24 protein-coding genes and 2 tRNA genes are annotated in these 22,538 nt (G+C 32.0%); 7 read left to right on the forward strand and 19 right to left on the reverse strand.

Annotated features, from left to right (window positions below):
• Positions 1–82: 82 nt before the first annotated feature.
• Positions 83–991 carry a 16S rRNA (cytosine(1402)-N(4))-methyltransferase RsmH gene (gene rsmH, locus C8D80_RS05410; RefSeq protein WP_199757208.1) on the reverse strand — a complete coding sequence of 303 codons (909 nt, stop codon included), beginning with the start codon at positions 989–991 and terminating at the stop codon, positions 83–85.
• A complete protein-coding gene (mraZ, locus tag C8D80_RS05415) occupies positions 966–1,436 on the reverse strand; it encodes a division/cell wall cluster transcriptional repressor MraZ (RefSeq protein ID WP_133608191.1) in 471 nt (156 codons plus the stop codon). Before mraZ ends, rsmH begins: the two co-directional genes overlap by 26 nt.
• A gap of 335 nt (positions 1,437–1,771) precedes the next feature.
• Here mraZ and C8D80_RS05420 point away from each other — a divergent pair, with 335 nt between their 5' ends.
• Together C8D80_RS05420 and yihA are read left to right on the forward strand one after the other, a co-directional pair.
• Positions 1,772–2,527 (forward strand): alpha/beta fold hydrolase, encoded by a 756-nt coding sequence (locus tag C8D80_RS05420; protein WP_133608193.1) that lies wholly within the window; start codon positions 1,772–1,774, stop codon positions 2,525–2,527.
• Between the two features lie 36 nt (positions 2,528–2,563).
• Positions 2,564–3,184 (forward strand): ribosome biogenesis GTP-binding protein YihA/YsxC, encoded by a 621-nt coding sequence (gene yihA, locus C8D80_RS05425; protein WP_133608195.1) that lies wholly within the window; start codon positions 2,564–2,566, stop codon positions 3,182–3,184.
• 50 nt (positions 3,185–3,234) lie between these two features.
• Here yihA and gldC read toward each other — a convergent pair whose 3' ends face one another.
• Positions 3,235–3,561 carry a gliding motility protein GldC gene (gldC, locus tag C8D80_RS05430; protein WP_133608197.1) on the reverse strand — a complete coding sequence of 109 codons (327 nt, stop codon included), beginning with the start codon at positions 3,559–3,561 and terminating at the stop codon, positions 3,235–3,237.
• Positions 3,562–3,563: 2 nt separating this feature from the next.
• Positions 3,564–4,526 (reverse strand): gliding motility lipoprotein GldB, encoded by a 963-nt coding sequence (gene gldB / locus C8D80_RS05435; protein WP_133608199.1) that lies wholly within the window; start codon positions 4,524–4,526, stop codon positions 3,564–3,566.
• An 81-nt stretch (positions 4,527–4,607) separates the two neighbouring features.
• Between gldB and nadE the strand changes: the two genes are divergently transcribed.
• Together nadE and C8D80_RS05445 are read left to right on the forward strand one after the other, a co-directional pair.
• Positions 4,608–5,411, forward strand: a complete 804-nt coding sequence (gene nadE / locus C8D80_RS05440) for an NAD(+) synthase (protein WP_133608201.1) — start codon at positions 4,608–4,610, stop codon at positions 5,409–5,411.
• Between the two features lie 83 nt (positions 5,412–5,494).
• Complete coding sequence (locus C8D80_RS05445) at positions 5,495–6,124, forward strand: response regulator transcription factor (protein ID WP_133608203.1); 630 nt, start codon at positions 5,495–5,497, stop codon at positions 6,122–6,124.
• Here C8D80_RS05445 and dnaG read toward each other — a convergent pair.
• The 7 genes from dnaG to rlmN form a co-directional block, all read right to left on the reverse strand.
• The gene (gene dnaG / locus C8D80_RS05450) at positions 6,121–8,097 is read right to left on the reverse strand and encodes a DNA primase (RefSeq protein ID WP_133608205.1); all 1,977 of its coding nucleotides are present in this window, start codon (positions 8,095–8,097) and stop codon (positions 6,121–6,123) included. The two genes, C8D80_RS05445 and dnaG, sit on opposite strands and share 4 nt — an antisense overlap.
• Positions 8,098–8,302: 205 nt before the next feature.
• Complete coding sequence (locus C8D80_RS05455) at positions 8,303–9,913, reverse strand: hypothetical protein (RefSeq protein ID WP_242004845.1); 1,611 nt, start codon at positions 9,911–9,913, stop codon at positions 8,303–8,305.
• A gap of 34 nt (positions 9,914–9,947) precedes the next feature.
• Positions 9,948–10,631 (reverse strand): hypothetical protein, encoded by a 684-nt coding sequence (locus C8D80_RS05460; protein WP_133608207.1) that lies wholly within the window; start codon positions 10,629–10,631, stop codon positions 9,948–9,950.
• Positions 10,618–11,187, reverse strand: a complete 570-nt coding sequence (locus tag C8D80_RS05465; RefSeq protein ID WP_133608209.1) for an RNA polymerase sigma factor — start codon at positions 11,185–11,187, stop codon at positions 10,618–10,620. Before C8D80_RS05465 ends, C8D80_RS05460 begins: the two co-directional genes overlap by 14 nt.
• 99 nt (positions 11,188–11,286) lie before the next feature.
• Positions 11,287–12,267 carry a polyprenyl synthetase family protein gene (locus tag C8D80_RS05470; RefSeq protein ID WP_133608211.1) on the reverse strand — a complete coding sequence of 327 codons (981 nt, stop codon included), beginning with the start codon at positions 12,265–12,267 and terminating at the stop codon, positions 11,287–11,289.
• Positions 12,268–12,383: 116 nt separating this feature from the next.
• On the reverse strand, positions 12,384–13,541 hold the full coding sequence (locus C8D80_RS05475; RefSeq protein WP_133608214.1) for a carboxypeptidase-like regulatory domain-containing protein: 1,158 nt from the start codon (positions 13,539–13,541) through the stop codon (positions 12,384–12,386).
• Positions 13,542–13,682: 141 nt separating this feature from the next.
• A complete protein-coding gene (gene rlmN / locus C8D80_RS05480) occupies positions 13,683–14,723 on the reverse strand; it encodes a 23S rRNA (adenine(2503)-C(2))-methyltransferase RlmN (protein WP_133608216.1) in 1,041 nt (346 codons plus the stop codon).
• Between the two features lie 71 nt (positions 14,724–14,794).
• On the opposite strand from rlmN, the gene C8D80_RS05485 reads away from it, so the two are divergent.
• Positions 14,795–15,436 (forward strand): O-methyltransferase, encoded by a 642-nt coding sequence (locus tag C8D80_RS05485; protein WP_133608217.1) that lies wholly within the window; start codon positions 14,795–14,797, stop codon positions 15,434–15,436.
• On the opposite strand, the gene C8D80_RS05490 is transcribed toward C8D80_RS05485, so the two are convergent.
• From C8D80_RS05490 to C8D80_RS05515, 6 genes are all read right to left on the reverse strand, one after another.
• Positions 15,420–15,992, reverse strand: a complete 573-nt coding sequence (locus C8D80_RS05490) for a phosphatase PAP2 family protein (RefSeq protein ID WP_133608218.1) — start codon at positions 15,990–15,992, stop codon at positions 15,420–15,422. The genes C8D80_RS05485 and C8D80_RS05490 overlap by 17 nt on opposite strands.
• A gap of 1 nt (position 15,993) precedes the next feature.
• Positions 15,994–16,341 (reverse strand): Sec-independent protein translocase subunit TatA/TatB, encoded by a 348-nt coding sequence (locus C8D80_RS05495; protein WP_133608219.1) that lies wholly within the window; start codon positions 16,339–16,341, stop codon positions 15,994–15,996.
• A 103-nt stretch (positions 16,342–16,444) separates the two neighbouring features.
• Entirely contained in the window at positions 16,445–18,721 is a 2,277-nt protein-coding gene (locus C8D80_RS05500; RefSeq protein WP_133608220.1) for a M1 family metallopeptidase, read from the reverse strand.
• A gap of 16 nt (positions 18,722–18,737) precedes the next feature.
• The gene (locus C8D80_RS05505; RefSeq protein ID WP_133608221.1) at positions 18,738–19,244 is read right to left on the reverse strand and encodes a DUF6702 family protein; all 507 of its coding nucleotides are present in this window, start codon (positions 19,242–19,244) and stop codon (positions 18,738–18,740) included.
• A 16-nt stretch (positions 19,245–19,260) separates the two neighbouring features.
• Positions 19,261–20,094, reverse strand: coding sequence for a hypothetical protein (locus C8D80_RS05510; RefSeq protein WP_133608222.1), 834 nt, complete (start codon positions 20,092–20,094; stop codon positions 19,261–19,263).
• Entirely contained in the window at positions 20,084–20,860 is a 777-nt protein-coding gene (locus C8D80_RS05515) for a carboxypeptidase-like regulatory domain-containing protein (protein ID WP_133608223.1), read from the reverse strand. The genes C8D80_RS05510 and C8D80_RS05515 overlap by 11 nt, the downstream gene beginning before the upstream one ends.
• Positions 20,861–20,972: 112 nt before the next feature.
• Here C8D80_RS05515 and pepE point away from each other — a divergent pair, with 112 nt between their 5' ends.
• The gene (gene pepE, locus C8D80_RS05520; RefSeq protein ID WP_133608224.1) at positions 20,973–21,680 is read left to right on the forward strand and encodes a dipeptidase PepE; all 708 of its coding nucleotides are present in this window, start codon (positions 20,973–20,975) and stop codon (positions 21,678–21,680) included.
• Between the two features lie 30 nt (positions 21,681–21,710).
• Here pepE and C8D80_RS05525 read toward each other — a convergent pair.
• A tRNA-Gly gene (locus C8D80_RS05525) sits at positions 21,711–21,786 on the reverse strand.
• A gap of 31 nt (positions 21,787–21,817) precedes the next feature.
• Positions 21,818–21,893 (reverse strand) — tRNA-Gly (locus tag C8D80_RS05530).
• Between the two features lie 186 nt (positions 21,894–22,079).
• Between C8D80_RS05530 and C8D80_RS05535 the strand changes: the two genes are divergently transcribed.
• Positions 22,080–22,523, forward strand: coding sequence for a GNAT family N-acetyltransferase (locus C8D80_RS05535; protein ID WP_133608226.1), 444 nt, complete (start codon positions 22,080–22,082; stop codon positions 22,521–22,523).
• Positions 22,524–22,538 lie beyond the last annotated feature (15 nt).

Genomic DNA, 22,538 nt, shown 5'->3' on the forward strand with positions numbered 1-22,538 from the left:
TGTTTGTGGTCATATATGTTATCGCTTTTTATTTATTGGTGTTTGCTTTCGCAAACTTTTTGTTAATAGCGATTTCATTCTGTTATATTTTTTCCGCTACTCTTAATTTTGCGCTTCTTGCTCTATTATTGATTGCAATTTCTTCTTCTGATGGTACGATTAGTTTTTCGATGGTTTTAAAAGGAACTTCAAAGTTTCCAAAGAAATCACGTTCTGGCTCTCCTTCAAACATGCCGTTTTTTACAAAACGTTTTACCAATCTATCTTCTAATGAGTGATATGAGATAACACTCAGTCTTCCGCCTGGTTTTAGAATTTCTAATGATTGCTCTAAGAATTCTTTTAGCACATCCATTTCTTGATTGACTTCAATGCGAATGGCTTGGTATATTTGAGCTAAAATTTTATTGCTTTTATGTCCTGGTAAAAACTTAGCCAGCACTTTTTTTAATTCATCTGAATTTCGAATTTCTTTATCTTTTCGAGCTGTTACAATTACGTTTGCCATTGCTCTTGCGTTTTTTAATTCGCCGTAATCAAACAAAACTCTTGCAATATCTTGCTCATCATATTCATTAACAACATGATACGCACTGATGTCGCCTTTCTGATTCATTCGCATATCCAATTCAGCATCAAAACGGGTAGAAAAACCACGTTCAGCAACGTCAAATTGGTGAGATGAAACACCTAAATCGGCTAAAATTCCATCTACTTGCTTAATTCCGTGAAAACGTAAAAATCGTTTTATGAATCTGAAATTTTCATTAATTAAAGTAAATCGCTCATCATCAATGGCGTTTTTCAAAGCATCTAAATCTTGGTCAAAAGCGAATAATTTTCCGTTTTCTCCCAAACGACTCATAATTTCTCTCGAATGTCCGCCACCACCAAAAGTAACATCCACATACACACCATCAGGATGAATATTCAATCCATCAACTGTTTCTTTTAACAATACTGGATTATGATATTCCATCTTCGTCGTCATTTAAATTACCCATTACTTCTTCTGCTAAATCTGCGAAATCATCCGTAGCGTTTTCAATCGCATTTTCATACTTATCTTTATCCCAAATTTCGATGATATTAATCGCTGAATTCAACACAATATCTTTATCAATTTGAGCAAAAACCACTAAATCTTTCGGAATTAAAAGTCGTCCTGTTCCATCAATCTCTACCATTTTAACTCCTGCTGTAAATCTTCTAATAAAATCGTTGTTCTTTTTAACAAAACGATTTAGCTTATTGATTTTCAACATCATTTTATTCCATTCACTCATTGGAAACAACTCCAAACAAGGCTGAAAAACCGAACGCTTCAACACGAAACCTTCCTCCAAAGAACCCAATTGTTTCTTTAGCGACGTAGGTAGCATCAGCCTTCCTTTGGCATCTACTTTACATTCGTATGTTCCGATTAATGTTTTCAACTTTTTATTTCGATTAGAATAAGGACAAATTTAGAAAAATTTTACCACTTTTTACCACAAACTACCACTTTGTTAATAAGTTTTTAGATTTCAAAAGTTGCTTTACCACTTTTAACAAAAGAATATTTGCAAAATCAAGAATTAAGAAGAATTCATGTAGAAAAATGAAAATTCAATATTTCATCCTTTTTCAGTAAAAAACCATTAAAATTGTTGATAACTAACATTTTACAAGCTGTAAAAGTTTAAAAACAACTCTGTTAAATTTTTCTTTTCATTCTTTAATAAAATAGTATATTTGTCAATCATTAGAACTAATACCTTAAGTGGAATTTATGTTAAGAAAAGAAAAAAAATACACCTATTTTGAAGCTGGCGAAGGAACTCCAATAATCATACTTCATGGTTTAATGGGCGGCCTAAGTAATTTTGATGGTGTGGCTAATTTTTTTCCTCCTAAAGGATATAAAGTGGTGATTCCTGAATTACCAATTTACACGCAAAATATTTTAAAAACCAACGTCAAAGCCTTTTCCAAGTTTGTCAAAGACTTTGTAGTTCATAAAGGATTTGATCAAGTAATTCTTGTCGGAAACTCGTTAGGTGGACACATTGGATTGTATTTTACTAAAATGTATCCAGAACTTGTAAAAGCATTAGTAATTACTGGAAGTTCAGGTTTATATGAAAGCGGAATGGGTGAAAGTTATCCAAAACGTGGTGATTATGAATACATTAAAAAGAAAGCCGAAGACGTTTTTTATAATCCAGAAATAGCAACTAAAGAAATTGTTGATGAAGTTTTTGCAACAGTTAACGATAGAATCAAATTGATTAAAACCTTAACAATTGCAAAGAGCGCTATTCGTCATAACATGGCAAAAGATTTACCAAAAATGACAACTCCAACTTGCATTATTTGGGGAAGAAATGATAAAGTAACGCCACCAAATGTAGCCGAAGAATTTGATAAGTTATTACCAAATTCGGAGTTATTTTGGATTGACAAATGTGGGCACGCTGCCATGATGGAGCACCCAGAAGCATTCAATCAAATTTTGTTTGATTGGTTACAAAAGAAGAATTTATAATAGTTCCCCTTTTTGGGGAATTTTATTTTATAGCATATGAAAATTAATACCGCCGAATTCGTAATTAGTAATTCAGAAGTAGATAAGTGTCCAAAAGACCGCTTACCTGAATACGCATTTATTGGTCGTTCCAATGTAGGAAAATCATCTTTGATTAACATGTTGACGAACCATAAAAATTTGGCAAAAACATCGTCAAAACCAGGAAAAACGCAATTAATCAATCACTTTAAAATCAATAACAATTGGTTTTTAGTGGATTTACCAGGTTATGGTTATGCACGAGTTTCTAAGAAAACTAAAGCGGTTTTCCAACAATTTATTATGGATTATTTTGAGCAAAGAGAGCAATTAGTATGTGCTTTTGTATTAATCGACATTCGATTAGAAGCTCAAAAAATTGATTTGGAATTCATGGAATATTTAGGCGAAAGCGAGATTCCTTTTGCGATTATTTTTACCAAATCAGATAAACTTGGAAAAAACAAAGTGAACAATCATGTGGAAGCATATAAGAAACAATTGTTAGCTGGCGATTGGGCTGAAATGCCACCATATTTTGTAACTTCATCTTTGGAAGCTAAAGGAAAAGAAGGGATTTTAGAATATATTGGTCAAATTAATGAAGATATTTTTAAAGATAATGGATTTGTTTAAAAACTGATACCAAAAAAAAAGCCACTAATTAAACGTTAGTGGCTTTTTTATTATGCTTTCAAATCCATTTTTTCAGCGAAGTAATCACAGAAATCGCGCATAGTATCCGACATTTTCTCATCGGCAGTTGCGCGTTGAAATGTATCTGCCATTGCCACTAATGTTTGATGGAAGAATTGTTTCATTTCGTCTACCGGCATATCTTTTGTCCATAAATCAATACGAAGTGTTTCTTTGGCTTTGCTATCCCAAACAGATAACAATAAAGCTTTTGCTTCTTCTTGCTCAATTCCGCCATCTTGTGCTGTCCATAACAATTTATCAGGAACGTTATTTTCGTCTAAACCTACGGTGATTTTTATATCTGATGTTTTCATATTTATTGCTTCTTTGGTTTGTATTTTGAATTGTCGAAGATGGTTTTAGCATCCATTGCTAATAATTGCTCTAAAGTTACATCATCGTTGTTTTCCATATAACTTCTTACGATTTGCCAACCTAACCATTGCCCCACTCTTCCTGGTGTTTGATTATCGATTTCTAAATAGAATTTTGAAAAAGGTGCTGGTTTAATGAATCGTAATTCGTTTTTTGGATTGGAATCAAATAATAATTTATTTTCGACTAGATTACTCCACATATAATATTCGTTTGCTTGACAAAATTTCAACTGAGTTTCAGTATAACCAATTTTTACAGCATCGGAATAAAACGGAATCAATTTGTCTTTTACATACAATTCTTTACCATAATAAATCATTGCAGAAAGCAATGTTCTATCCGTTGGAGGTGCAATTTTTCCATAACAAAAAGTCGAAACTAAATTAGGCAAGATTTGATTTTCTTCTAATTCTGCTTTCTTATATTCTGGAAAATCAACATAAAAACGATGGTCTTTTCCTAAGTAACAATCCAAAGAAACTAGAGCTAAACTATCTACATAAAACGCTTTGGCTTCAGTATCCACTTCACTAATTAAAGTAATAACACGAGGTGTTTTATATTTTGGGAAATAATATTGTACGTAAGCAAACATTTTTTCCATATCCGATTCAACCGGACCTAAAGTTGGATATTTAATTTGCACTTCTTTGTACAATTCTTTCAATAGCGGATTCTTTAGTTTGTTTACCCAAATAGAATCTGGGTTTCCCGCTGGAAAAAAGAAAGGATATTGCGCCTTAATCTTATTTAAATCCTCTGGTTTTGATTGATAAAAGATTTGATCAAAACGTTCAACTTTAAATTCAATTGGAATTTTAGCTACCGCTTCTTCCACCTTACTATCATCTTTACATGAAAATAAAGTAATCGCAACAAGGACAAATAATAATTGCTTCATATAGCGTATTTTTTATATTTTTATCAAAACTAATTTGGTTTGCAAATATACAGTTATCGACTAATAAATTTTCATAAAAAAATGACAAATTCTACCACGTTCCAAGCCGAAAAAATCAACCAACATATTGTAAAATGGTTACTCGATTATGCTACTAACGCAAAAGTAAAGGGTTTTGTTGTGGGAATCTCGGGCGGAATTGATAGCGCATTAACTTCTACGCTTTGTGCTCAGACTGGTTTACCTACATTATGTGTGGAAATGCCAATACATCAAGCGGAAAGTCATGTGAATAGAGCTAACGAACATATTGACCAATTAAAAAAACGTTTCCCAAATGTTTTTAATGAAAGAGCCGATTTGACTCCCATTTTTGAAACATTTAAAAATCAAGTTCCTTCATCAGAAAATGAAGCCGTTTTGTATTTATCATTAGCTAATACGCGTGCGCGTTTACGCATGACAACTTTATATTATTTTGCTGGAATTCATGGATTATTAGTAGCTGGAACTGGAAATAAAGTTGAGGATTTTGGCGTAGGATTTTTTACAAAATATGGCGACGGTGGCGTTGATATTAGTCCTATTGCAGATTTAGTGAAAAGTGAAGTAAGATTATTGGCTGAACATTTAGAAGTTCCAGAAAGCATCTTAAAAGCAAAACCAACAGATGGTTTGTTTGGTGATGATAGAAGCGATGAAGATCAGATTGGAGCTAATTATAATGAATTAGAATGGGCCATGACTCAAATGGAAAACGGTAAAACAGTTGAAGATTTTTCAGGAAGAGAAGCACATGTTTTTTCAATATACAAAAGATTAAACACCATCAATCAGCATAAAATGAATCCTATACCAATTTGTAAAATTCCTAAAAATTTTTAATTTTTATATCTATAATTAACAAGTAATTACATTTTTTTTTAGTAACTTTGAGAGTATATTATGAATAATGTAATTTTTTAGTTATGATTAAAATATGTATCGCAGATAGTTTACCCGTTGTATCCCAAGGATTACAATCGTATTTTCAAGGTAACACCAGAATGGAAATTGTAGCATCAGCTAAAAATTTAGAATCATTACTTAATGTTTTAAATAATAAACGCTGTGACATCCTCCTTCTTGATGTTGAATTAGAAGGATTATCTAGTATAAGAGATATAAAAAGTTTATTGAAAGATTTTCCCGAAACTAAAATTGTACTTTTTACTAACGTTTCTGAACAAATGTATGCGCCAACAGCTATTAAAGCTGGTGTTTCGGCCTATGTTTCTAAACGAAGTGATTTAAAAGAACTAGAAGCTACAATTGCAAAAGTATCGGAAGGAAAAGTTGTTTTCAGTGAAACTGTTAAGAAAAGCATAGAAATGCTGAGTAAAGGAAAAAAATCGGAACGCTTGTTCAAAAAATTATCTACTAGAGAAATTGAAGTACTTCGTTACCTAAACGATGGTAAGAAAAACAAAGAAGTAGCTCAAATTTTAGGTTTGGATGAAAAAACAATCAGCACATATAAGTTGCGTTTGTTAGCCAAATTAAATGTAACCAACCTTGTAGATTTATTGAAAAAAGCGAAAGATTTAGACGTAATTTAGTTGTATCTGGATAAAACTCTACCTAAGCTTTTAGAAAAAATATGCGTAAGTCCCAAGTAAGCCATTACCATTTCTAATGTTTCTGAATTATCAGATTGCTCTTCGTTTGAAACATTATTTTTCAAATCGTCGATAATATTATTGACCAAATACCAGCGCAATGTAATAATCGTTTCGGTTACGTATTGGCTTATGGTGGCTTCTTTCTGTTTTACGTAAATTTGTTGTACTTCCCAATTGTGTAGCACTTCGCGTTCCTCATTCATAAGAACCGTGGTAACTTCTTGCGCTAATTCTTCTGGAAGATGCATCAAATATTTATCCAATTCAAAAGCTTCATTTTCATTATAGTAAGCAATCAAATGGTTATAAATTGCTTTGAAAACTGGATTAGCCAATTCTACCTCATCTTCTTGCAAACTCAGATAAATACGTTGGTATACTTTATATTTATTTTGCTCCTTAACTTCAACCATTTCACCATCTTCATTTTGAGCTAAAATAGTATCTTCAAAGGTGTCTTCTTTATCTCCGTACAACAATAAAATTTGAATGATTTTATGTTCTAATTCGTACTGAATATCAACTTTAGCTGTAGGCTGCGAAATATCATTCTTAACAACTTCAAAAGCTTTTTGTTCCTCTTTGTATTGTTTATTAGCTTCTGATAAATCCTTTTTGACTAATTGCGCTAACGTATTAAAAAGCACATCTTCGGAAATATCCATAATTCTAGAACATTCCTTAATATATACTTCTCTTTTAATTCGGTCTGGAATTTTAGAAATACTGATGACCATATCGCGAATTAAATCAGCTTTTTTAATAGGATCATTCTTAGCTTCTTGCATCAATAAAGACGCTTTGAACTGAATGAAATCTTTAGCATTTTCTTCGAAATAGTGCAATAAATCTTCATAAGACGTTTTTCGAGCAAAACTATCTGGATCATCTCCATCAGGAAACGTACATACTTTTACGTTCATTCCTGCTTCCAAAATCAAATCAATTCCACGAATCGAAGCTCGAAGTCCGGCTGCGTCACCATCAAAAAGCACGGTAATATTTGGCGTTAAGCGATTAATTAAACGAATTTGATCAGGTGTTAAAGCTGTTCCAGATGAAGCCACAACATTTTCAATTCCGGCTTGATTCATTTGGATAACATCGGTATACCCTTCCACCAAATAACAATTATTCAGCTTAGCGATGGATTGCTTCGCGTGGAAAATTCCGTATAAAACTTTACTCTTGTGGTAAATATCACTTTCGGGCGAATTCAAGTATTTTGCTGCTTTTTTATCATTGGTCAAAATACGACCACCAAAACCCAAAACACGCCCACTCATACTTTGAATTGGAAACATCACGCGACCTTTGAATCGGTCGAATTGCTTGTCTTCTTTTACAATAGAAAGTCCGGTTTTATCTAAATAGTCTAATTTATAGCCTTTCCCGAGTGCTTCTTTAGTAAAAGCATCCCAAGTTTCTGGCGAATATCCTAACCCGAATTTCTTAATTGTTTCGGAAGTAAAACCACGTTCTTTAAAATAAGACAATCCGATGGCTTTTCCTTCTTCGGTTTCTAATAAGGTGTGATGAAAATATTTCTGAGCGAATTCGGAAACCAAATACATACTTTCCTTTTCGTTGGCTTGCGCTACATCTTCATCGGTTTGAACCGTTTCTTCAATCTCAATATTGTATTTTACCGCTAAATATTTGATAGCTTCTGGATACGTAAAATGTTCGTGTTCCATTAAGAAAGTCACTGCATTTCCCCCTTTTCCTGAGGAGAAATCTTTCCAAATTTGCTTCACAGGAGAAACCATAAACGAAGGCGATTTCTCGTTTACAAACGGACTTAATCCTTTCAAATTACTTCCTGCACGTTTGAGTTGTACAAAATCACCAATAACCTCCTCAACTCGGGCGGTTTCAAATACTTTTTCTATGGTGTCTTTTGATATCAATCTTAATGCTAAGGTATTAAACTGTTGAATTGTTTAGAAACTGAAACAAGTTCAGCTTGACAAAATTATAACTGTAAATTTGAAGTGGCAAGTTACAAAGTTTTTGAAAAATATAGCTATTAGCGCCAAAATCATTTAAAAACAAAAAAGCACTTCATATGGCTGAAGTGCTTTTTTAAACAGAGAACTTAACTTAACCCTAAATCTAATTAAAATCAAAGCGTAATCCTAATGAAACGTTGTTTTGATCTATATTATTGTTCTTGAACATCGGATTTAAGTCATATTTAACATATAGACTGGTTTGTCCATATCCTACATATGCGCTTAAGCCGTATGTAAAGTCAGAAACATTGAAATCTCCTTTTTGTTTTTCTTTTACTTTAATGTCGTCTACTTCGTATTTTAAAATTTGCTTTGACTTGATGCGCACACCTCCATAACCTCCAATTCCTAAACGAACTGACTCGTGCGTTCTGAAATAGGTTTTAGTTCCGTCTTTTGAAAGTTTCTTTGGTGTAAAATCGAATTCTAAATGTAATGGCGCAGTTAAATACACATTTCTAAAACGAGAATCATCTAATTTTACAGTTGATGTAACTAAATCTGTTTGATCACCATTTTTAACGAAATAACGATTATCAGTTGGACGAAGATTGTTATACATTAAAGAAAGTCCGTATTTCGCATGAAGCAAGTTGTTGTTTTTGAAAATTCTTGAATTATACGTAACTCCCCATTCGTAAAAATGCGAACCCCAAACTCTATAATCTGAATCTTCTAAATTTTCTCCATCAGTAATTACATTATTTAAACCAAAGGCAAAAACAAATTGTGATGTGGTTCTTTTTGATCTTTTTTCAGCTTTGTCTTTTTCACCATTGTATATTTTCATTGAACCAAAATTGATTTCGGTTTTATTTTCTCCAATAGAATCGTCTTTATTGCTTCCTAAAACAATCTTAGTCCCACCTCTTTTTGGCTTTTCATCAGAATCAAAAATTTTACCATCTACTTTATCCTGAACCAATTGAGCTAATTTAGCTTCTTCAATTGCTACTTTAGTTTCGATATTATTGGCGCGTTCTTGAGCAATTTTAGACTTCAAATCTTGAGCTTTTTCAGCTGAAATCTCTCCTTCTTTTACTTTTAAATCGATAGCTTCAACTTCTTTTTTTAAAGCGTTTTTCTCCTCGGTGGTAATCATTTCAATGCTGTTTGCAATTGCTTTCGCTTTATCTTCAAATGAAATACTTTTTGAATTTCTGCCTTTTGTAATTCCCGTTTCTGGAATAGAATCATCTACAATTTCAAGTTGTATGTCTTTGAACCAAATTTGACCTGTTCCATCCAACAAAACACCATAAGAAAAATCTGTTGCATCTTGAGGCACAAATAAAACAACTTCGTATTTAGTCCAATCATTTGTTCCTTTAATAGCTCTATTTTGCATATTATCAAAAGCAAGAACTTTATCGTTATAATAATCGATTCGCATCCAAAGGCCAGCCCAAGATTTTACATTTTCACTTTTAACATAACCCGACATTTTAATGGTTTTTCCTAAATATAAATCAGGCTTACTCGATTGCATTAAATTTCCAAAACCTTCTATTTTTTCATCTATAGAGCGTATGGTAAAAACTTTTTGCGCTTTATCTGTTGAATTTTTCAATAAACCCATTTCATAACTTTCTGGTTTACTTCCGCGTGCCATCCACTCGGTTGATTTCTCTATAGTTTCTAACTCCTGCGCAACTGCTTTAGTTACTAAACTAAAGACAATAACGATTGTGTACAAAATAATTTTTTGCATGACTGTTTGATTTTTAATTAATGATGATTTTTGTTTATTCGTAATTTCTATTCGCTAAAGCTGATTTAGCGTCTTTAAACTTTCTATTTAATTTATCTAAAGTAGTTTCTCTGTGATTTTCGTCTAATTCTTTTTCAACGTTTGTTAGTAAAGAATTAGCATCTACTTTCATTTTAGCTTTTGGACTTATTTTTTTATCCGATGTAATTACTTTTTCTCCTGTTTCAACTTCTGCTAATAAATTTTCAGGCGAAACGTATTTGTATGAGTTTGGTGATGGATGATGGATGATGGATGATGAATTATCTTTAGTTGAAGTCTCCTCTTTTATCAATTCATTTGTTTCCTTTGATTTTTTATTTTTTTGCGTTTTTGAATAATTTACTTCATTTTGAACTAAAACGGGTTGCTCTTTTTCAACTGAAATTTGATTTATTTTATTTGCTTCGGTTGAATCCATCACTTCGTTAATTGTTGTTACAATCGGATTTGAATTATTAATTTCCTTTGTTTCGTTTGAATTGAAAAGGAAAAATCCCAATCCGAAAAAAAGTATCGTAGAAGCGGCCACAAAAAACCAACCATAACCTTTCTTTGACTTTTTTTCTTCCGAAACCGCAAGCATCGCATCCAATCGATCCCAAGCTTGAGCTGATGGCTGAACTTCTCTTGCATTCAGCTTTTCTCTTATTTGATTATCTATTTTATTTGGTTCCATTGAGTTTCTTTTTTAATTCGGTGATTTGTTGTTGCAATAACTTTCGGGCGTTTGATAATTGCGATTTTGATGTTCCTTCACTTATTTTGAGCATTTCGGCTATTTCCTGATGTTTGTAACCTTCAATTGCGTATAAATTAAAAACCATTTTATAACCATCGGGCAAATTATCAATCATATTTTGAATGTCGTCTACCGAAAAATCTTCCATTTCATAAACCGATTCATTCTCGCTTACCGTAACATCATCTATATCTTGGTGATTGAAATTATTCTTTTTCACCCGAATAAAGTCGATGCATTCATACACCATAATTCTTCGAATCCAACCTTCAAAACTACCTTTGTGTTCAAAATTTTTCAGATTGGTAAACACTTTCATAAATCCGGTAATCATTACATCTTCTGCGTGGTGAATGTCTTTTATGTATTGGCGACACACACTTAACATTTTAGAAGAAAACTTAGCATAAATCTGCTGTTGTGCTTGTCGATTATTTTCGACAGCTAACATAATGAGTTGTTTTTCTTCTTGATGTAATTGAATTACTTTCATTTTTAAAATTTAGAATTCAGAAAATAGAATTCAGAATCTCGCTTCTAATTATATAGACGAGAATGAGTTTAAAATGGTTGTACGAAATGAGAAAAAAAATTATTTTTTTCTTTCAATAACGTAATTTACCATTAAAATAAGGGAATCTTTATAAGTAGATGTTGGGAAATCTTGTAATAATGAAAGTGCTTCTTGTTGAAATTGCACCATTTTTTCTTCGGCGTACGTTAATCCGTTTTTGTCTTTTACAAATTGGATAACTTCTTTGACGCGCTTTTTGTCTTTATTGTAGTTTTTTACCGAGTTGATTACCCAACTTTTTTCTTTAGGCGAACAATTATTCAATGCATAAATCAAAGGCAATGTCATTTTTTGTTCTTTGATATCAATTCCTGTTGGTTTTCCTATAGCATCATCAGTGTAATCGAATAAATCGTCTTTGATTTGGAACGCCATTCCGATAAGTTCTCCGAATTTTCGCATTTTCTCGACCACTTCTTTATCTTCTGGAGCAACAGAACATGCGCCAAGCGAACAACAAGCTGCAATTAAAGTAGCTGTTTTTTGTCGGATGATTTCGTAGTAAATATCTTCTGTGATGTCTAGTCTACGTGCTTTTTCAATTTGAAGTAATTCGCCTTCACTCATTTCGCGAACTGCGACTGAAATGATTTTTAATAAATCGAAATCGTTATTATCAATGGAAAGCAATAAACCTTTTGAAAGTAAATAATCACCTACTAAAACCGCAATTTTGTTTTTCCAAAGTGCGTTTAGAGAGAAAAACCCACGACGTTTGTTACTGTCGTCAACTACGTCATCATGTACTAAAGTTGCAGTGTGAATTAATTCAATAACCGAAGCGCCACGATACGTTCGCTCATTAATTGAGCCACCTGAAACCATTTTAGCCGTTAAGAAAACAAACATTGGTCGCATTTGTTTTCCCTTTCGATTTACTATGTAATGTGTGATTCTGTTTAATAAAGCCACTTTTGAAGACATGGAATCGCGAAACTTCTCTTCAAAGAGTTCCATTTCATTTGCGATAGGTAGCTTTATTTGTTCGGTTATTTTCATTTAGATTTCAAAAATACAAAAACAAACTCGTTAGTCAAAAGTTTAGCAAAAGATTATAAAAAAAGAGACTCCGAACTTTATCGAAATCTCTTTAATTTTTTTAGAATGAAAACCTATTAATTTTTAATAGAATCAACAAATTGCTGTTCGCTTTCTTTTAAAGGAAAAATATTGTTCATTTTCCAAAATTTCTCTGTGTAATTAGTGCCAGCTTCAAAAATAGTTTTTCCATCAAAACCTTTTTCTGGTATTTCTACATCGTTTTTGCTATCAAGAACCAACAAATCAAAAGTCCCACTAACATTGTCGTGTATTTTTTTACCCATTTGAATATAAATATTAAAACTACTTTTATAGTAAACCAATTCATATTGGTTATTTACAAACTTAAATTTACACCAAACCGATTGGTCATTCAGTTTTAGTTTAGCAATTAATATATTTTTAAGTTTTGAATTTTTCTTATGAGATTCAGCTATTTCAACCTTAAATTCAATAATTTTATTGGATTTATTATCTACGATAACATAACCTTCGTATAATAACTCATCGCTATCTGCATTCGGAATTATTTTAATGAATTCGTATTCAAATCCTGATGCATCTCTTCTTAAATATCGATCAAAAGTGTATTCTTTACTCTTGATAAGATTTTCAATTCCATCAAAATTATAAGCATATTTTACATAATCTCTTACATTGTAGGCTGAATCCATTCCATTCAAAACAGAACTGGTTGAATCTTGCAAATTGGATTTTATAGCTCTACTTTGATTGATTTGTAAAACCGATTTTCCATTTCCTTTCTTTATGAAATAATCCATTTTAGCATCTGAATACTTGGTATACTGATTGTTAATTTTTACAATTTCTCTACCATATGTAGTTAACTTAGTGTTTTTTACGGCACGAACTTTAGCGTCTTTTATTAACGATTTCAAAAAATCTCTACCTGAAACATTTGAGATTATTAATTCATCTAAAACATACACTTTTGGACTTAGATAAATTTCAACTTCCTTAGTTTCAAACACGACTTTCTTGGTTTCGTAATTGATATGACTAATCTCAACTTCTTTGATATGTTGCAATGAAAATTCACCATTTTCATTTGTCATCGTACCAGTCAAATTTCCCGAATTATCTTTAAAAAGAATATTTACAAAAGGAACTGTTTCTTTTGTTTCTGCATCTTTAATAATTCCTTTTGTGATGTTCTCCTGTGAAAAACTAAATGTAAAAAAAAGCAGAAAAAATAAGGTGTGCTTAATCATAATGATAGATGTGTGTTTGTTGAAACTGAAATTTATTTCTTTAATAAAAAAACCTTTCAGTTGTACGAAGATACTGTTTCTTACAAAAAAACATGTATTTCTTACATCTTTTTATAGCACAAAAATTACAATAATTGAATTTTAAGACTTATTCGCTAATTGGCCGCAAGCTGCATCAATGTCCTTTCCACGACTTCTTCTCACTTTTGCTACAATATTACTTTTTGCTAAAGCAGTTATGTAAGAGTTTGTTGCTTCTTCAGAGGCTTGTTGAAACATGCCGTCGTCAATAGGATTGTACTCGATAAGATTTACTTTACAAGGAACATATTTACAAAATTTTACCAATGCATCTATCGATTTTTTGTCGTCATTGATACCTTTCCAAACTACGTATTCGTATGTAACTTTGCTTTTCGTTTTTCTGTACCAATATTCTAAACTTTCACGTAAATCGGTTAAAGGAAAATTTTTGGTAAACGGCATGATTTCATTTCGAATTTCCTCCACAGCAGAATGTAATGAAACTGCTAATTTGAATTTCACCTCATCATCTGCCATTTTTTTAATCATTTTCGGAATTCCTGATGTAGAAACTGTAATACGTTTTGGCGACATTCCTAAACCTTCGGTAGACGTAATCATATCAATTGCTTTCATTACGTTTGGATAATTCATCAAAGGCTCACCCATTCCCATGAAAACGATGTTTGATAAAGGTCGGTCGTAATACAAACGGCTTTCGTTATCAATTGCAGCTACTTGGTCATAGATTTCTCCTGGTTCCAAGTTACGCATGCGTTTTAATCGAGCGGTTGCACAAAAATTACAATCTAAACTACAACCAACTTGCGAAGAAACACAAGCTGTAGTTCGAGTTTCTGTAGGAATTAAAACCGATTCTACAATTAAATCGTCATGCAAACGAACGGCATTTTTAACGGTTCCATCTTCGCTGCGCTGTAAAGTATCTACTTTGATGTGATTGATTACGAAATTAGCTTCTAACATAGCGCGCGTTTCTTTAGACACATTGGTCATATCTTCAAAAGTATGTGCGCGTTTTTGCCATAACCATTCGTAAACTTGGTTACCACGAAATGCTTTGTCTCCGTTAGAAACAAAAAAGTTACGCAATTGTTCTTTAGTAAGTGCCCGTATGTCTTTTTTCTCGATTTGCATGGTGCAAAGTTAGGTTAAAATGTTAAATCGTTTAATTGTTAATTTGTATTTTTGTCAAAATTTGATTTCATATGCATTTCATATCAGAAGATTTAGAAGATTACGTTGCCAATCATTCACAAGCGGAACCTGAATTATTAGCGAAACTTAACAAAGAAACTTACCAAAAAATCATGCAACCTCGTATGTTGAGCGGTCATTTTCAAGGTAGAGTTTTGAGTATGCTTTCTAAAATTATTCGTCCGAAACATATTTTGGAAATTGGAACGTATACAGGTTATGCTGCTTTGTGTTTAGCAGAAGGATTAGCTGAAAACGGAACTTTAGATACAATTGATATTGAAGAAGAATTGGTTGATTTTCAAAGAAAATATTTTGACGCTTCGCCATGGAAAGACCAAGTTTTTCAACATTTAGGCGATGCCGTTGATATTATCCCAACTTTAAATAAAAAATTCGATTTGGTTTTTATTGATGCCGATAAAGAAAATTATGTAAATTACTTTCACTTAATAGTTCCCATGATGAATAAAGGTGGAATTATTTTATCGGATAATGTGTTGTGGAGCGGAAAAGTTTTGGAAGAAGTAAAACCAAATGACAAAAGCACACCTGTTTTATTAGACTACAATCAACTATTGAACACTGACCCAAGAGTAGAAACGGTTTTATTGCCTATTCGTGATGGACTGACTGTTAGTCGCGTTCTGTAATGAAATTGTATTTTTTTCCAAAAAACAAGTACAATTTATAAAATACAAATCCGAAAGTTGCCCCAAACACATAACCAGTTAAAATATCGGCTGGATAGTGTAATCCTAAGTATATTCTACTATAAGCAAAAATTAATGGAAACAAAAACAGCAAATAAGTGTGTTTATAATATTTGCGTAGGATTAATACAACAAACGTTGTAGAAGCAAATGAATTAGAAGCATGTCCTGAGAAAAAACTAAATGATTTTCTTGTGATTACTTCTCTAATTGTTCCATCAAGTTCGGGATTGTTACATGGTCGCAAACGTTCGAAGGAATATTTGAAAAGATTGGTGATTTGGTCTGTAAAAGTTATTAAGGCCGCTAAAAAAAGTATGATAATTCCTAAACCTTTCCAACCAACTTTCTTTTGAATGAGATAAAAAACTCCAACGAAAAGTGGTGACCAATAGATTTGTTTGGTAATAATTTTCCAAAAACCATCAAATGGTTCTGAACCTAATCCGTTTAAAAAAACAAATAATTCTTTATCTAGATTAATTAACTGTTCCAAATTACAATTGTCTTTTTACAGGTCCGGTAATGCTTTCAATATCTTCTTTTACTTTTTCAATCGGATTTTGAACATCTAAATTGATGTTTTCAATAGGATTTACCATTTTAGTAATCCCCTCTTTTGCTTTTGCTATTTCATCTGAAACACCTCCTGTTAAAGTGTTCATATCCAAACCAGCATCTTGAGTACCTTTCTGAATTTCACTTTTAATCTCGTTAGTGGCATTCTTTAATTGCGCCATGCCTTTTCCTAAAGCACGAGCAATATCTGGAATCTTATCTGACCCAAATAACATTAAAACAACTAAAATGATGAAAAACAATTCACCTCCACCTATTCCAAACATAACGTATTGTCTTGAAAATTAACTTCGCAAAGTTACAAAGTTTTATACCTACTTTATCTTAAAGTAATCAAAAAAAAAGACTATCCGAAGATAGTCTTAATACTTATTTTTTCTCTAACGTATCAAATTTTGATACTGTTTCTGCTTTAGGCCAATAATTATTTTCAACATCAATATCAGCTGTTTCTAATTTTGGATCTACTTGAATTTTTACTACTTTTTTCTCAGTTGCGAAAACACGTTTAGCAGTGTCGTTGTTTCTTCTCCAAATTTGAGCTGGGAATTTTTGCGTTTCACTCGTTCCGTCTTCAAACTGAAGCTCTACGATGATTGGCATGATTAATCCTCCTGGTTTTTCAAACTCTACTTCATAGAAATATTTAGGCGATTTTAAAGCGTTCTTTTCTTCTGCCGTATAATTTTTATTTACATAATCAGAAAGTGCTTGAACACTATTTACGTCCATTGCTTTTTTCAATTCAGGTTTAAAATCTGGAGCGTCTTCAGCAACTAAGTACAACATTGGTTCTCCATCGCTAATTTTTCTTCCTCTTCTATTAAACATTGCTTGAGTTTCTTTTGAAGCTTCAGTAGAAACGTAATATTGTTTAACTGTTTTCACTCCAATATCAGTATAATCTGTTGAATAGAACCAACCTCTCCAAAACCAATCTAAATCTACAGCCGAAGCATCTTCCATAGTTCTGAAGAAATCTTCTGGTGTTGGGTGTTTGAATTTCCAACGATTCGCATACGTTTTGAAAGCATGGTCAAACAATTCTCTTCCCATAATAGTTTCTCTTAAAATATTTAAACCTGTAGCTGGCTTTCCGTAAGCATTAGCACCAAATTGGTAAATATTCTCAGAGTTTGACATAATAGGCTCTAAATATTTTTGGTTCCCTTTCATATAAGGAACAATATTTTTAGCTGGACCTCTTGTTGCAGGGAAATTTGGATCAAAAGAAGTTTCTGTTAAATATTCTAAGAAAGTGTTTAAACCTTCATCCATCCATGACCATTGTCTTTCATCTGAATTTACAATCATTGGAAAGAAGTTGTGCCCTACTTCGTGGATAATAACTCCTAACATTCCGTATTTAATTCTATCACTTACAAATCCTTTTTCGTCAGGACGACCGTAATTCCAACAAATCATTGGATATTCCATTCCTTGATCTTCTGCAGAAACTGAAACTGCTTTTGGATAAGGATAATCAAATGTAAAATGTGAATATGTTTTTAATGTATGTGCTACTGCTTTTGTAGATAAATCTCCCCAAAGTGGATTAGCTTCTTTTGGATAAATCGAAATTGCTAAAGGCTTGTTTGTTGGTAAATCAACTGCCATTGCATCGATTATAAATTTTCTTGAAGTTGAGAAACCAAAGTCACGCACATTTTGTGCTTTGAATTTCCATGTTTTCTTTTTGTCTGAAAAGCTACTTTCTTTTGCAACTGCTTCTTCTTGAGTAACAATTACTACTGGTTTATCAAAAGTTCTTTCCGCTAATTCCCATCTTTTTACTTGTTCAGCGGTGAAAACTTCGCTTCTATTTTGTAAAACTCCAGTTGCTTCCATAACGTGGTCAGCAGGAACTGTGATATTTACTTCGTAATCTCCAAAAACTAAAGCAAATTCACCTCTACCCCAAAACTGCATGTTTTGCCATCCTTCAACATCATTGTAAACAGCCATTCTTGGGAAAAATTGTGCCATTACAAACAAACGATTTCCATCAGGAAACTGCTCATAACCAGAACGACCGTTGTTAGCTCCTTCCATGTAATTTACAATATTGTACCACCACTTGATTGAGAAAGAAACTTTTTCACCATTTTTTAATGGCTTAGGCAAGTCGATTCTCATCATGGTTTGGTTGATGGTGTATTTCATTGGATTTCCTTTAGCATCTTTAACATACTCAATGTTAAAACCTCCTTGAAAAGGGCTTCCCATGTATTTTTTTGCAAAACCACTTGTTGAAATGGCCTTGTCCATATTTTGACTTTCTACCAAAGGTGTTTTCGAATCAGGTCTTTCGATATTTTGGTCTAATTGTACCCATAAATATTCTAACGATTCTTTTGCGTTATTGTAATAGGTAATAGTTTCAGAACCATATAATTTTTTGTTCTTATCATCTAATTCCAGATTCATTTTATAATCTGCTTTTTGCTGATAATAAGCAGGTCCTGGAGCTCCAGAAGCTGTTCTGAACATATTAGGAGTAGCCATTTCGTCATACATTTGACGGAATTTATTCTCATTATAATGTCCTAATTCACGCTTTTTTTCTTCTGTTTTCACTTCTTGAGCCAAGGCTCCGAATGTAAACGCTAAAGTTAAAAAAGCACTAAGTACAATTGACTTTTTCATGGTAATTCAGTTTCTTTTAATAGACTATTTTTTGTTGCGCATCACTATTAGTAAACAAAAAGCTATTTTTGTTACTATTAATATTTACATGAACAATATTTTGTTGTTCGCTGTAAACATCGGTTAGTAATGAATTAAAGATTTCGAAGGTATTTATTTTTTTTGAAATGGCAATTTTAGTGTAAAAAATTAACACATCACCTTCTACTTCTCGAGCTAAAAATTCAAGGTTTTGTGCTTTTTTATTGATGGAAATCTTTACGTTTTCCTTTAAGTAATCTTTGATTAAGGTTTCTGCTTCGGGCAACTCTTTCTTAGAAGTCAAATATACTTTCTTCTTGTATTTTTTTTCCAAAGCTTTTTCTAAATCGTCGATAAAAATTCTATGCGTAATTTCTATCCTTTTTTTACTTGGCACATAATCGATTTGGGTTACTGAAACATAAAATTTATGCCAAGCAAAAGAGCTTAACAGCACAACGATAATGATTGGAAAGACAAATCGTAACAGGTTCTTCTTCATTGGGTAAAAATAGTAATTATTCCTTTTGCTTTTCTAATTTATATGCTTTTGCTTTATCGGTTAAATACTGAATAAGCTGTAATTCATATTCAGATTTTAAAAACAATGATAAATCTTTGGCAGGCATTTCAGCATATTGCAAAAACAATGGAATATCTTCATGCTTTATTTTTAAAGTTTCTACGAAAAAATTATGTGAAAAACGCTCAAATATATGGTCAGAAAAAGATTTAGACTGAATATCTCGCTGTCTTCGTTCTTCAAAAACTTGTTCTGAATACTTTTTAGGATTTCTATCTTTTACAAATAAACTTACTAATCCAGCTCCAATGGCAAGAAAATTAAAATTTGAACCATTTGGCGCAAAATGACTTGGCATTGCCGTATTTACAGGTGTTCCTAACCGAACATCATCTTCATAATACATGACTTTTTTAGCATCAATTTTTGCAAAACCATCTCCATAAACTTGAATTCGTTTTATGTCTTCTTCTATTATTCCAGTAAGTGTATAGGGAGTAATTTCTACTTCATTTAACTCTGTAACCCTTACTTGCAATCTAATTTCTAATTCTTCTAACCAAAAATCTTTGTCGGTTAAAACATATTTTTTGGAATCGTATGAAATTCCTTGAATAAACAAAGTATCCGTAGCTCTAGCTTTAATAGAAAATTTTCCATCTACATTCGTAACTGCTCCAACATTTGAAGTAATATTAAAAATCGTTAAATTTTCAACTTCTATTGAGTCGGCAACAATTCTTCCTTTCAAAACTTTTCTTTCAATGTGTTGTCCAAAACAAATTTGAACAAACAAAAAGAATATACAAAAAAGACCTTTATTTTTCATCTGCTTTGATTTTAGAAATCTCAAGTTCATTAAGTTTTAAATATTCTACTGCTAACTCTGATAATATAAAAGACGCCATTGTTTTATTTTTGTCTTTCATAGCTCTAGCAAATCTTTCATTTTCTGCTATATAAAAAAGAAACCCATCAACATAAATTTCTGGAATTTTTAGTGTTTCAATAAAATATTTCTTTTCAAAATAATCAGAAGTTTTCATTTGTAACATTTCTTTTCTTTCAACCACTAATTCTTTCTTTAACATGCTAGTTCTTCCACTAATTGAATTTAATAATCCATCAACACTCATTCCTCCCAAAGGAATCAATAATGGACTATACCATTTAAATTCTTCTGCCGCAGCTAATTTACGTTCTGCAGGAGTATATGTTTTTTGATTAGCTGGCACAATTCCAAGAGCAACTGCATTTATATTTTTATATTGAATGATAGCAACTTCATCTAATTCTGTAATTAGCGATTCCATTTTTACAAAAACCAAATCTTTTGAAAAATCATTTGTAGTTAACACATATCTTCTTGCTTTCAGATTAACTGCGCTAAATTGTAGCGTATCAGAAATTTTTGCACTTATTTCAAAATAACCTCTTGAATCAGTAACAACGCCATTTTTTTTAGATAAATTAATGATATGAATTCCTTCCAATAGTGAAGACTCAGAAACAACTTTACCTTTAATTATGGAGACGTCCTGAGAAAAAACAAAAGCTGGAATTAGTAAAAAAAAGAAAAATAGTTTTTTTATCATAAATGAAATCTTATCACATTGTAAATGTAATTAGTTCTCTTCAAAATGAAATCCTAATGAGATGATAAACTTATGTTAATACAATTTGATAAATTTGTAAAAAATTAATTTAATGAAAAATATTATAATTGCTAGTACATCAACTTTACATGGTGGCGACTATTTAGATTATTTATTACCTGAATTGCAATCTTTCTTTTCGAACGTAAAAGAATTGCTTTTTATTCCATACGCAAGACCAAGTGGTATTTCACATGAAGATTACACAAAAAAAGTTAGTGAAGCTTTTACCAAAATTAACATCTCAGTAAAAGGAATTCATGAGTTTGAAAACCCAATTGAAGCAGTTGAAAAAGCAGAAGGGATCTTTACTGGAGGAGGAAACACGTTTTTATTAGTAAGTCAATTATACAAAAACAATGTAATTGACACTATAGAGAAAGTAGTTAAAAACGGCACACCTTATTTAGGAACTAGCGCTGGAAGTAATATTTGTGGTTTAACTATGAGCACAACTAACGATATGCCAATTGTATATCCTCCGAGTTTTAGAACTTTAGGATTTGTTTCATTCAATATCAATCCACATTATTTAGACCCTATTGAAGGTTCAACTCACATGGGAGAAACGCGCGAAACCCGAATTAATGAATTTCACCATTTTAATCCGCAACCTGTTGTGGGATTGAGAGAAGGAAGTTGGTTAGAAGTTAAAGGTGATTCTGTAAAATTGAAAGGAACTTTAACTGCGAGGATTTTCAAAAGAAATGAAACGCCAATTGAAGTGGCGCCTGAAACCGAACTAAACGAATTGAAATAAAAAAAGCCTTGCAATTGCAAGGCTTTTTTGTGGAGCGGAAGACGAGGCTCGAACTCGCGACAACCAGCTTGGAAGGCTGGAGCTCTACCAACTGAGCTACTTCCGCAGGTGATAATTTTTAAAACTTTATCTTGTTTTGGAGCGGAAGACGAGGCTCGAACTCGCGACAACCAGCTTGGAAGGCTGGAGCTCTACCAACTGAGCTACTTCCGCATTTGAATTACAAAAACTCTAATTTTATTAGGAGTTGCATGTATTTCTTTGGTGGGTGCAAATATACTTCAAAAGTTTTTTTAATTGCAAATTTTTTTAAATATTTTTTTCGAAGCAATTGCACTAACTTTACACTAGAATAAACCCATTTTACTAAATGATTAGCTTTTAATAAGTTATATAATTATGGAAATAAAAAAAATCAATTCAATTGACACTTATCCTGTTAGACATGAAGTTTTAAGAAAGGGAAAGCCAATCGAAACTTGCCAATTTAAAGGAGATGATGATGAAAATACCATTCATTTCGGATTGTATCAAAATGAGCGATTGATTGGAATTATTTCAATTTTTAAAGAAAAAAATGATTTATTCTCAGAAACAAATCAATTTCAGATTAGAGGAATGGCGGTTTTAGAAGAATTTCAAGGCAAAGGATTTGGAGCCGAATTAGTAAAAGAAGCTGAAAATCATTGCATTAGTTTGAATACCGATTTAATTTGGTTCAACGCACGAGAAAATGCAGTTCCTTTTTACAAAAAACTAGACTATATAATTATAGGAGATTCTTTTTTAATTCCTGATGTTGGCATTCATTTTGCTATGTATAAGAAAATTCGGAAAAATTAATTCAATAATTCTTCT

The sequence above is a fragment of the Flavobacterium cheniae genome, from assembly GCF_004363695.1.
GTDB lineage: Bacteria > Bacteroidota > Bacteroidia > Flavobacteriales > Flavobacteriaceae > Flavobacterium > Flavobacterium cheniae.

What these genes read in the sequence shown, in the direction of transcription:
- yihA (WP_133608195.1), top strand. Translation starts at nt 2,564, where the DNA reads ATGAAAATTAATACCGCCGAATTCGTAATTAGTAATTCAGAAGTAGAT.
- nadE (WP_133608201.1), top strand. Translation starts at nt 4,608, where the DNA reads ATGACAAATTCTACCACGTTCCAAGCCGAAAAAATCAACCAACATATT.
- C8D80_RS05515 (WP_133608223.1), bottom strand. Translation starts at nt 20,860, where the DNA reads ATGATAAAAAAACTATTTTTCTTTTTTTTACTAATTCCAGCTTTTGTT.
- C8D80_RS05535 (WP_133608226.1), top strand. Translation starts at nt 22,080, where the DNA reads ATGGAAATAAAAAAAATCAATTCAATTGACACTTATCCTGTTAGACAT.
- C8D80_RS05505 (WP_133608221.1), bottom strand. Translation starts at nt 19,244, where the DNA reads ATGAAGAAGAACCTGTTACGATTTGTCTTTCCAATCATTATCGTTGTG.
- C8D80_RS05475 (WP_133608214.1), bottom strand. Translation starts at nt 13,541, where the DNA reads ATGATTAAGCACACCTTATTTTTTCTGCTTTTTTTTACATTTAGTTTT.
- C8D80_RS05510 (WP_133608222.1), bottom strand. Translation starts at nt 20,094, where the DNA reads ATGAAAAATAAAGGTCTTTTTTGTATATTCTTTTTGTTTGTTCAAATT.
- gldB (WP_133608199.1), bottom strand. Translation starts at nt 4,526, where the DNA reads ATGAAGCAATTATTATTTGTCCTTGTTGCGATTACTTTATTTTCATGT.
- C8D80_RS05465 (WP_133608209.1), bottom strand. Translation starts at nt 11,187, where the DNA reads ATGAAAGTAATTCAATTACATCAAGAAGAAAAACAACTCATTATGTTA.
- C8D80_RS05470 (WP_133608211.1), bottom strand. Translation starts at nt 12,267, where the DNA reads ATGAAAATAACCGAACAAATAAAGCTACCTATCGCAAATGAAATGGAA.
- gldC (WP_133608197.1), bottom strand. Translation starts at nt 3,561, where the DNA reads ATGAAAACATCAGATATAAAAATCACCGTAGGTTTAGACGAAAATAAC.
- C8D80_RS05495 (WP_133608219.1), bottom strand. Translation starts at nt 16,341, where the DNA reads ATGTTTGGAATAGGTGGAGGTGAATTGTTTTTCATCATTTTAGTTGTT.
- pepE (WP_133608224.1), top strand. Translation starts at nt 20,973, where the DNA reads ATGAAAAATATTATAATTGCTAGTACATCAACTTTACATGGTGGCGAC.
- C8D80_RS05445 (WP_133608203.1), top strand. Translation starts at nt 5,495, where the DNA reads ATGATTAAAATATGTATCGCAGATAGTTTACCCGTTGTATCCCAAGGA.
- C8D80_RS05455 (WP_242004845.1), bottom strand. Translation starts at nt 9,913, where the DNA reads ATGCAAAAAATTATTTTGTACACAATCGTTATTGTCTTTAGTTTAGTA.
- C8D80_RS05500 (WP_133608220.1), bottom strand. Translation starts at nt 18,721, where the DNA reads ATGAAAAAGTCAATTGTACTTAGTGCTTTTTTAACTTTAGCGTTTACA.
- C8D80_RS05460 (WP_133608207.1), bottom strand. Translation starts at nt 10,631, where the DNA reads ATGGAACCAAATAAAATAGATAATCAAATAAGAGAAAAGCTGAATGCA.
- rlmN (WP_133608216.1), bottom strand. Translation starts at nt 14,723, where the DNA reads ATGCAAATCGAGAAAAAAGACATACGGGCACTTACTAAAGAACAATTG.
- C8D80_RS05485 (WP_133608217.1), top strand. Translation starts at nt 14,795, where the DNA reads ATGCATTTCATATCAGAAGATTTAGAAGATTACGTTGCCAATCATTCA.
- rsmH (WP_199757208.1), bottom strand. Translation starts at nt 991, where the DNA reads ATGACGACGAAGATGGAATATCATAATCCAGTATTGTTAAAAGAAACA.
- C8D80_RS05420 (WP_133608193.1), top strand. Translation starts at nt 1,772, where the DNA reads ATGTTAAGAAAAGAAAAAAAATACACCTATTTTGAAGCTGGCGAAGGA.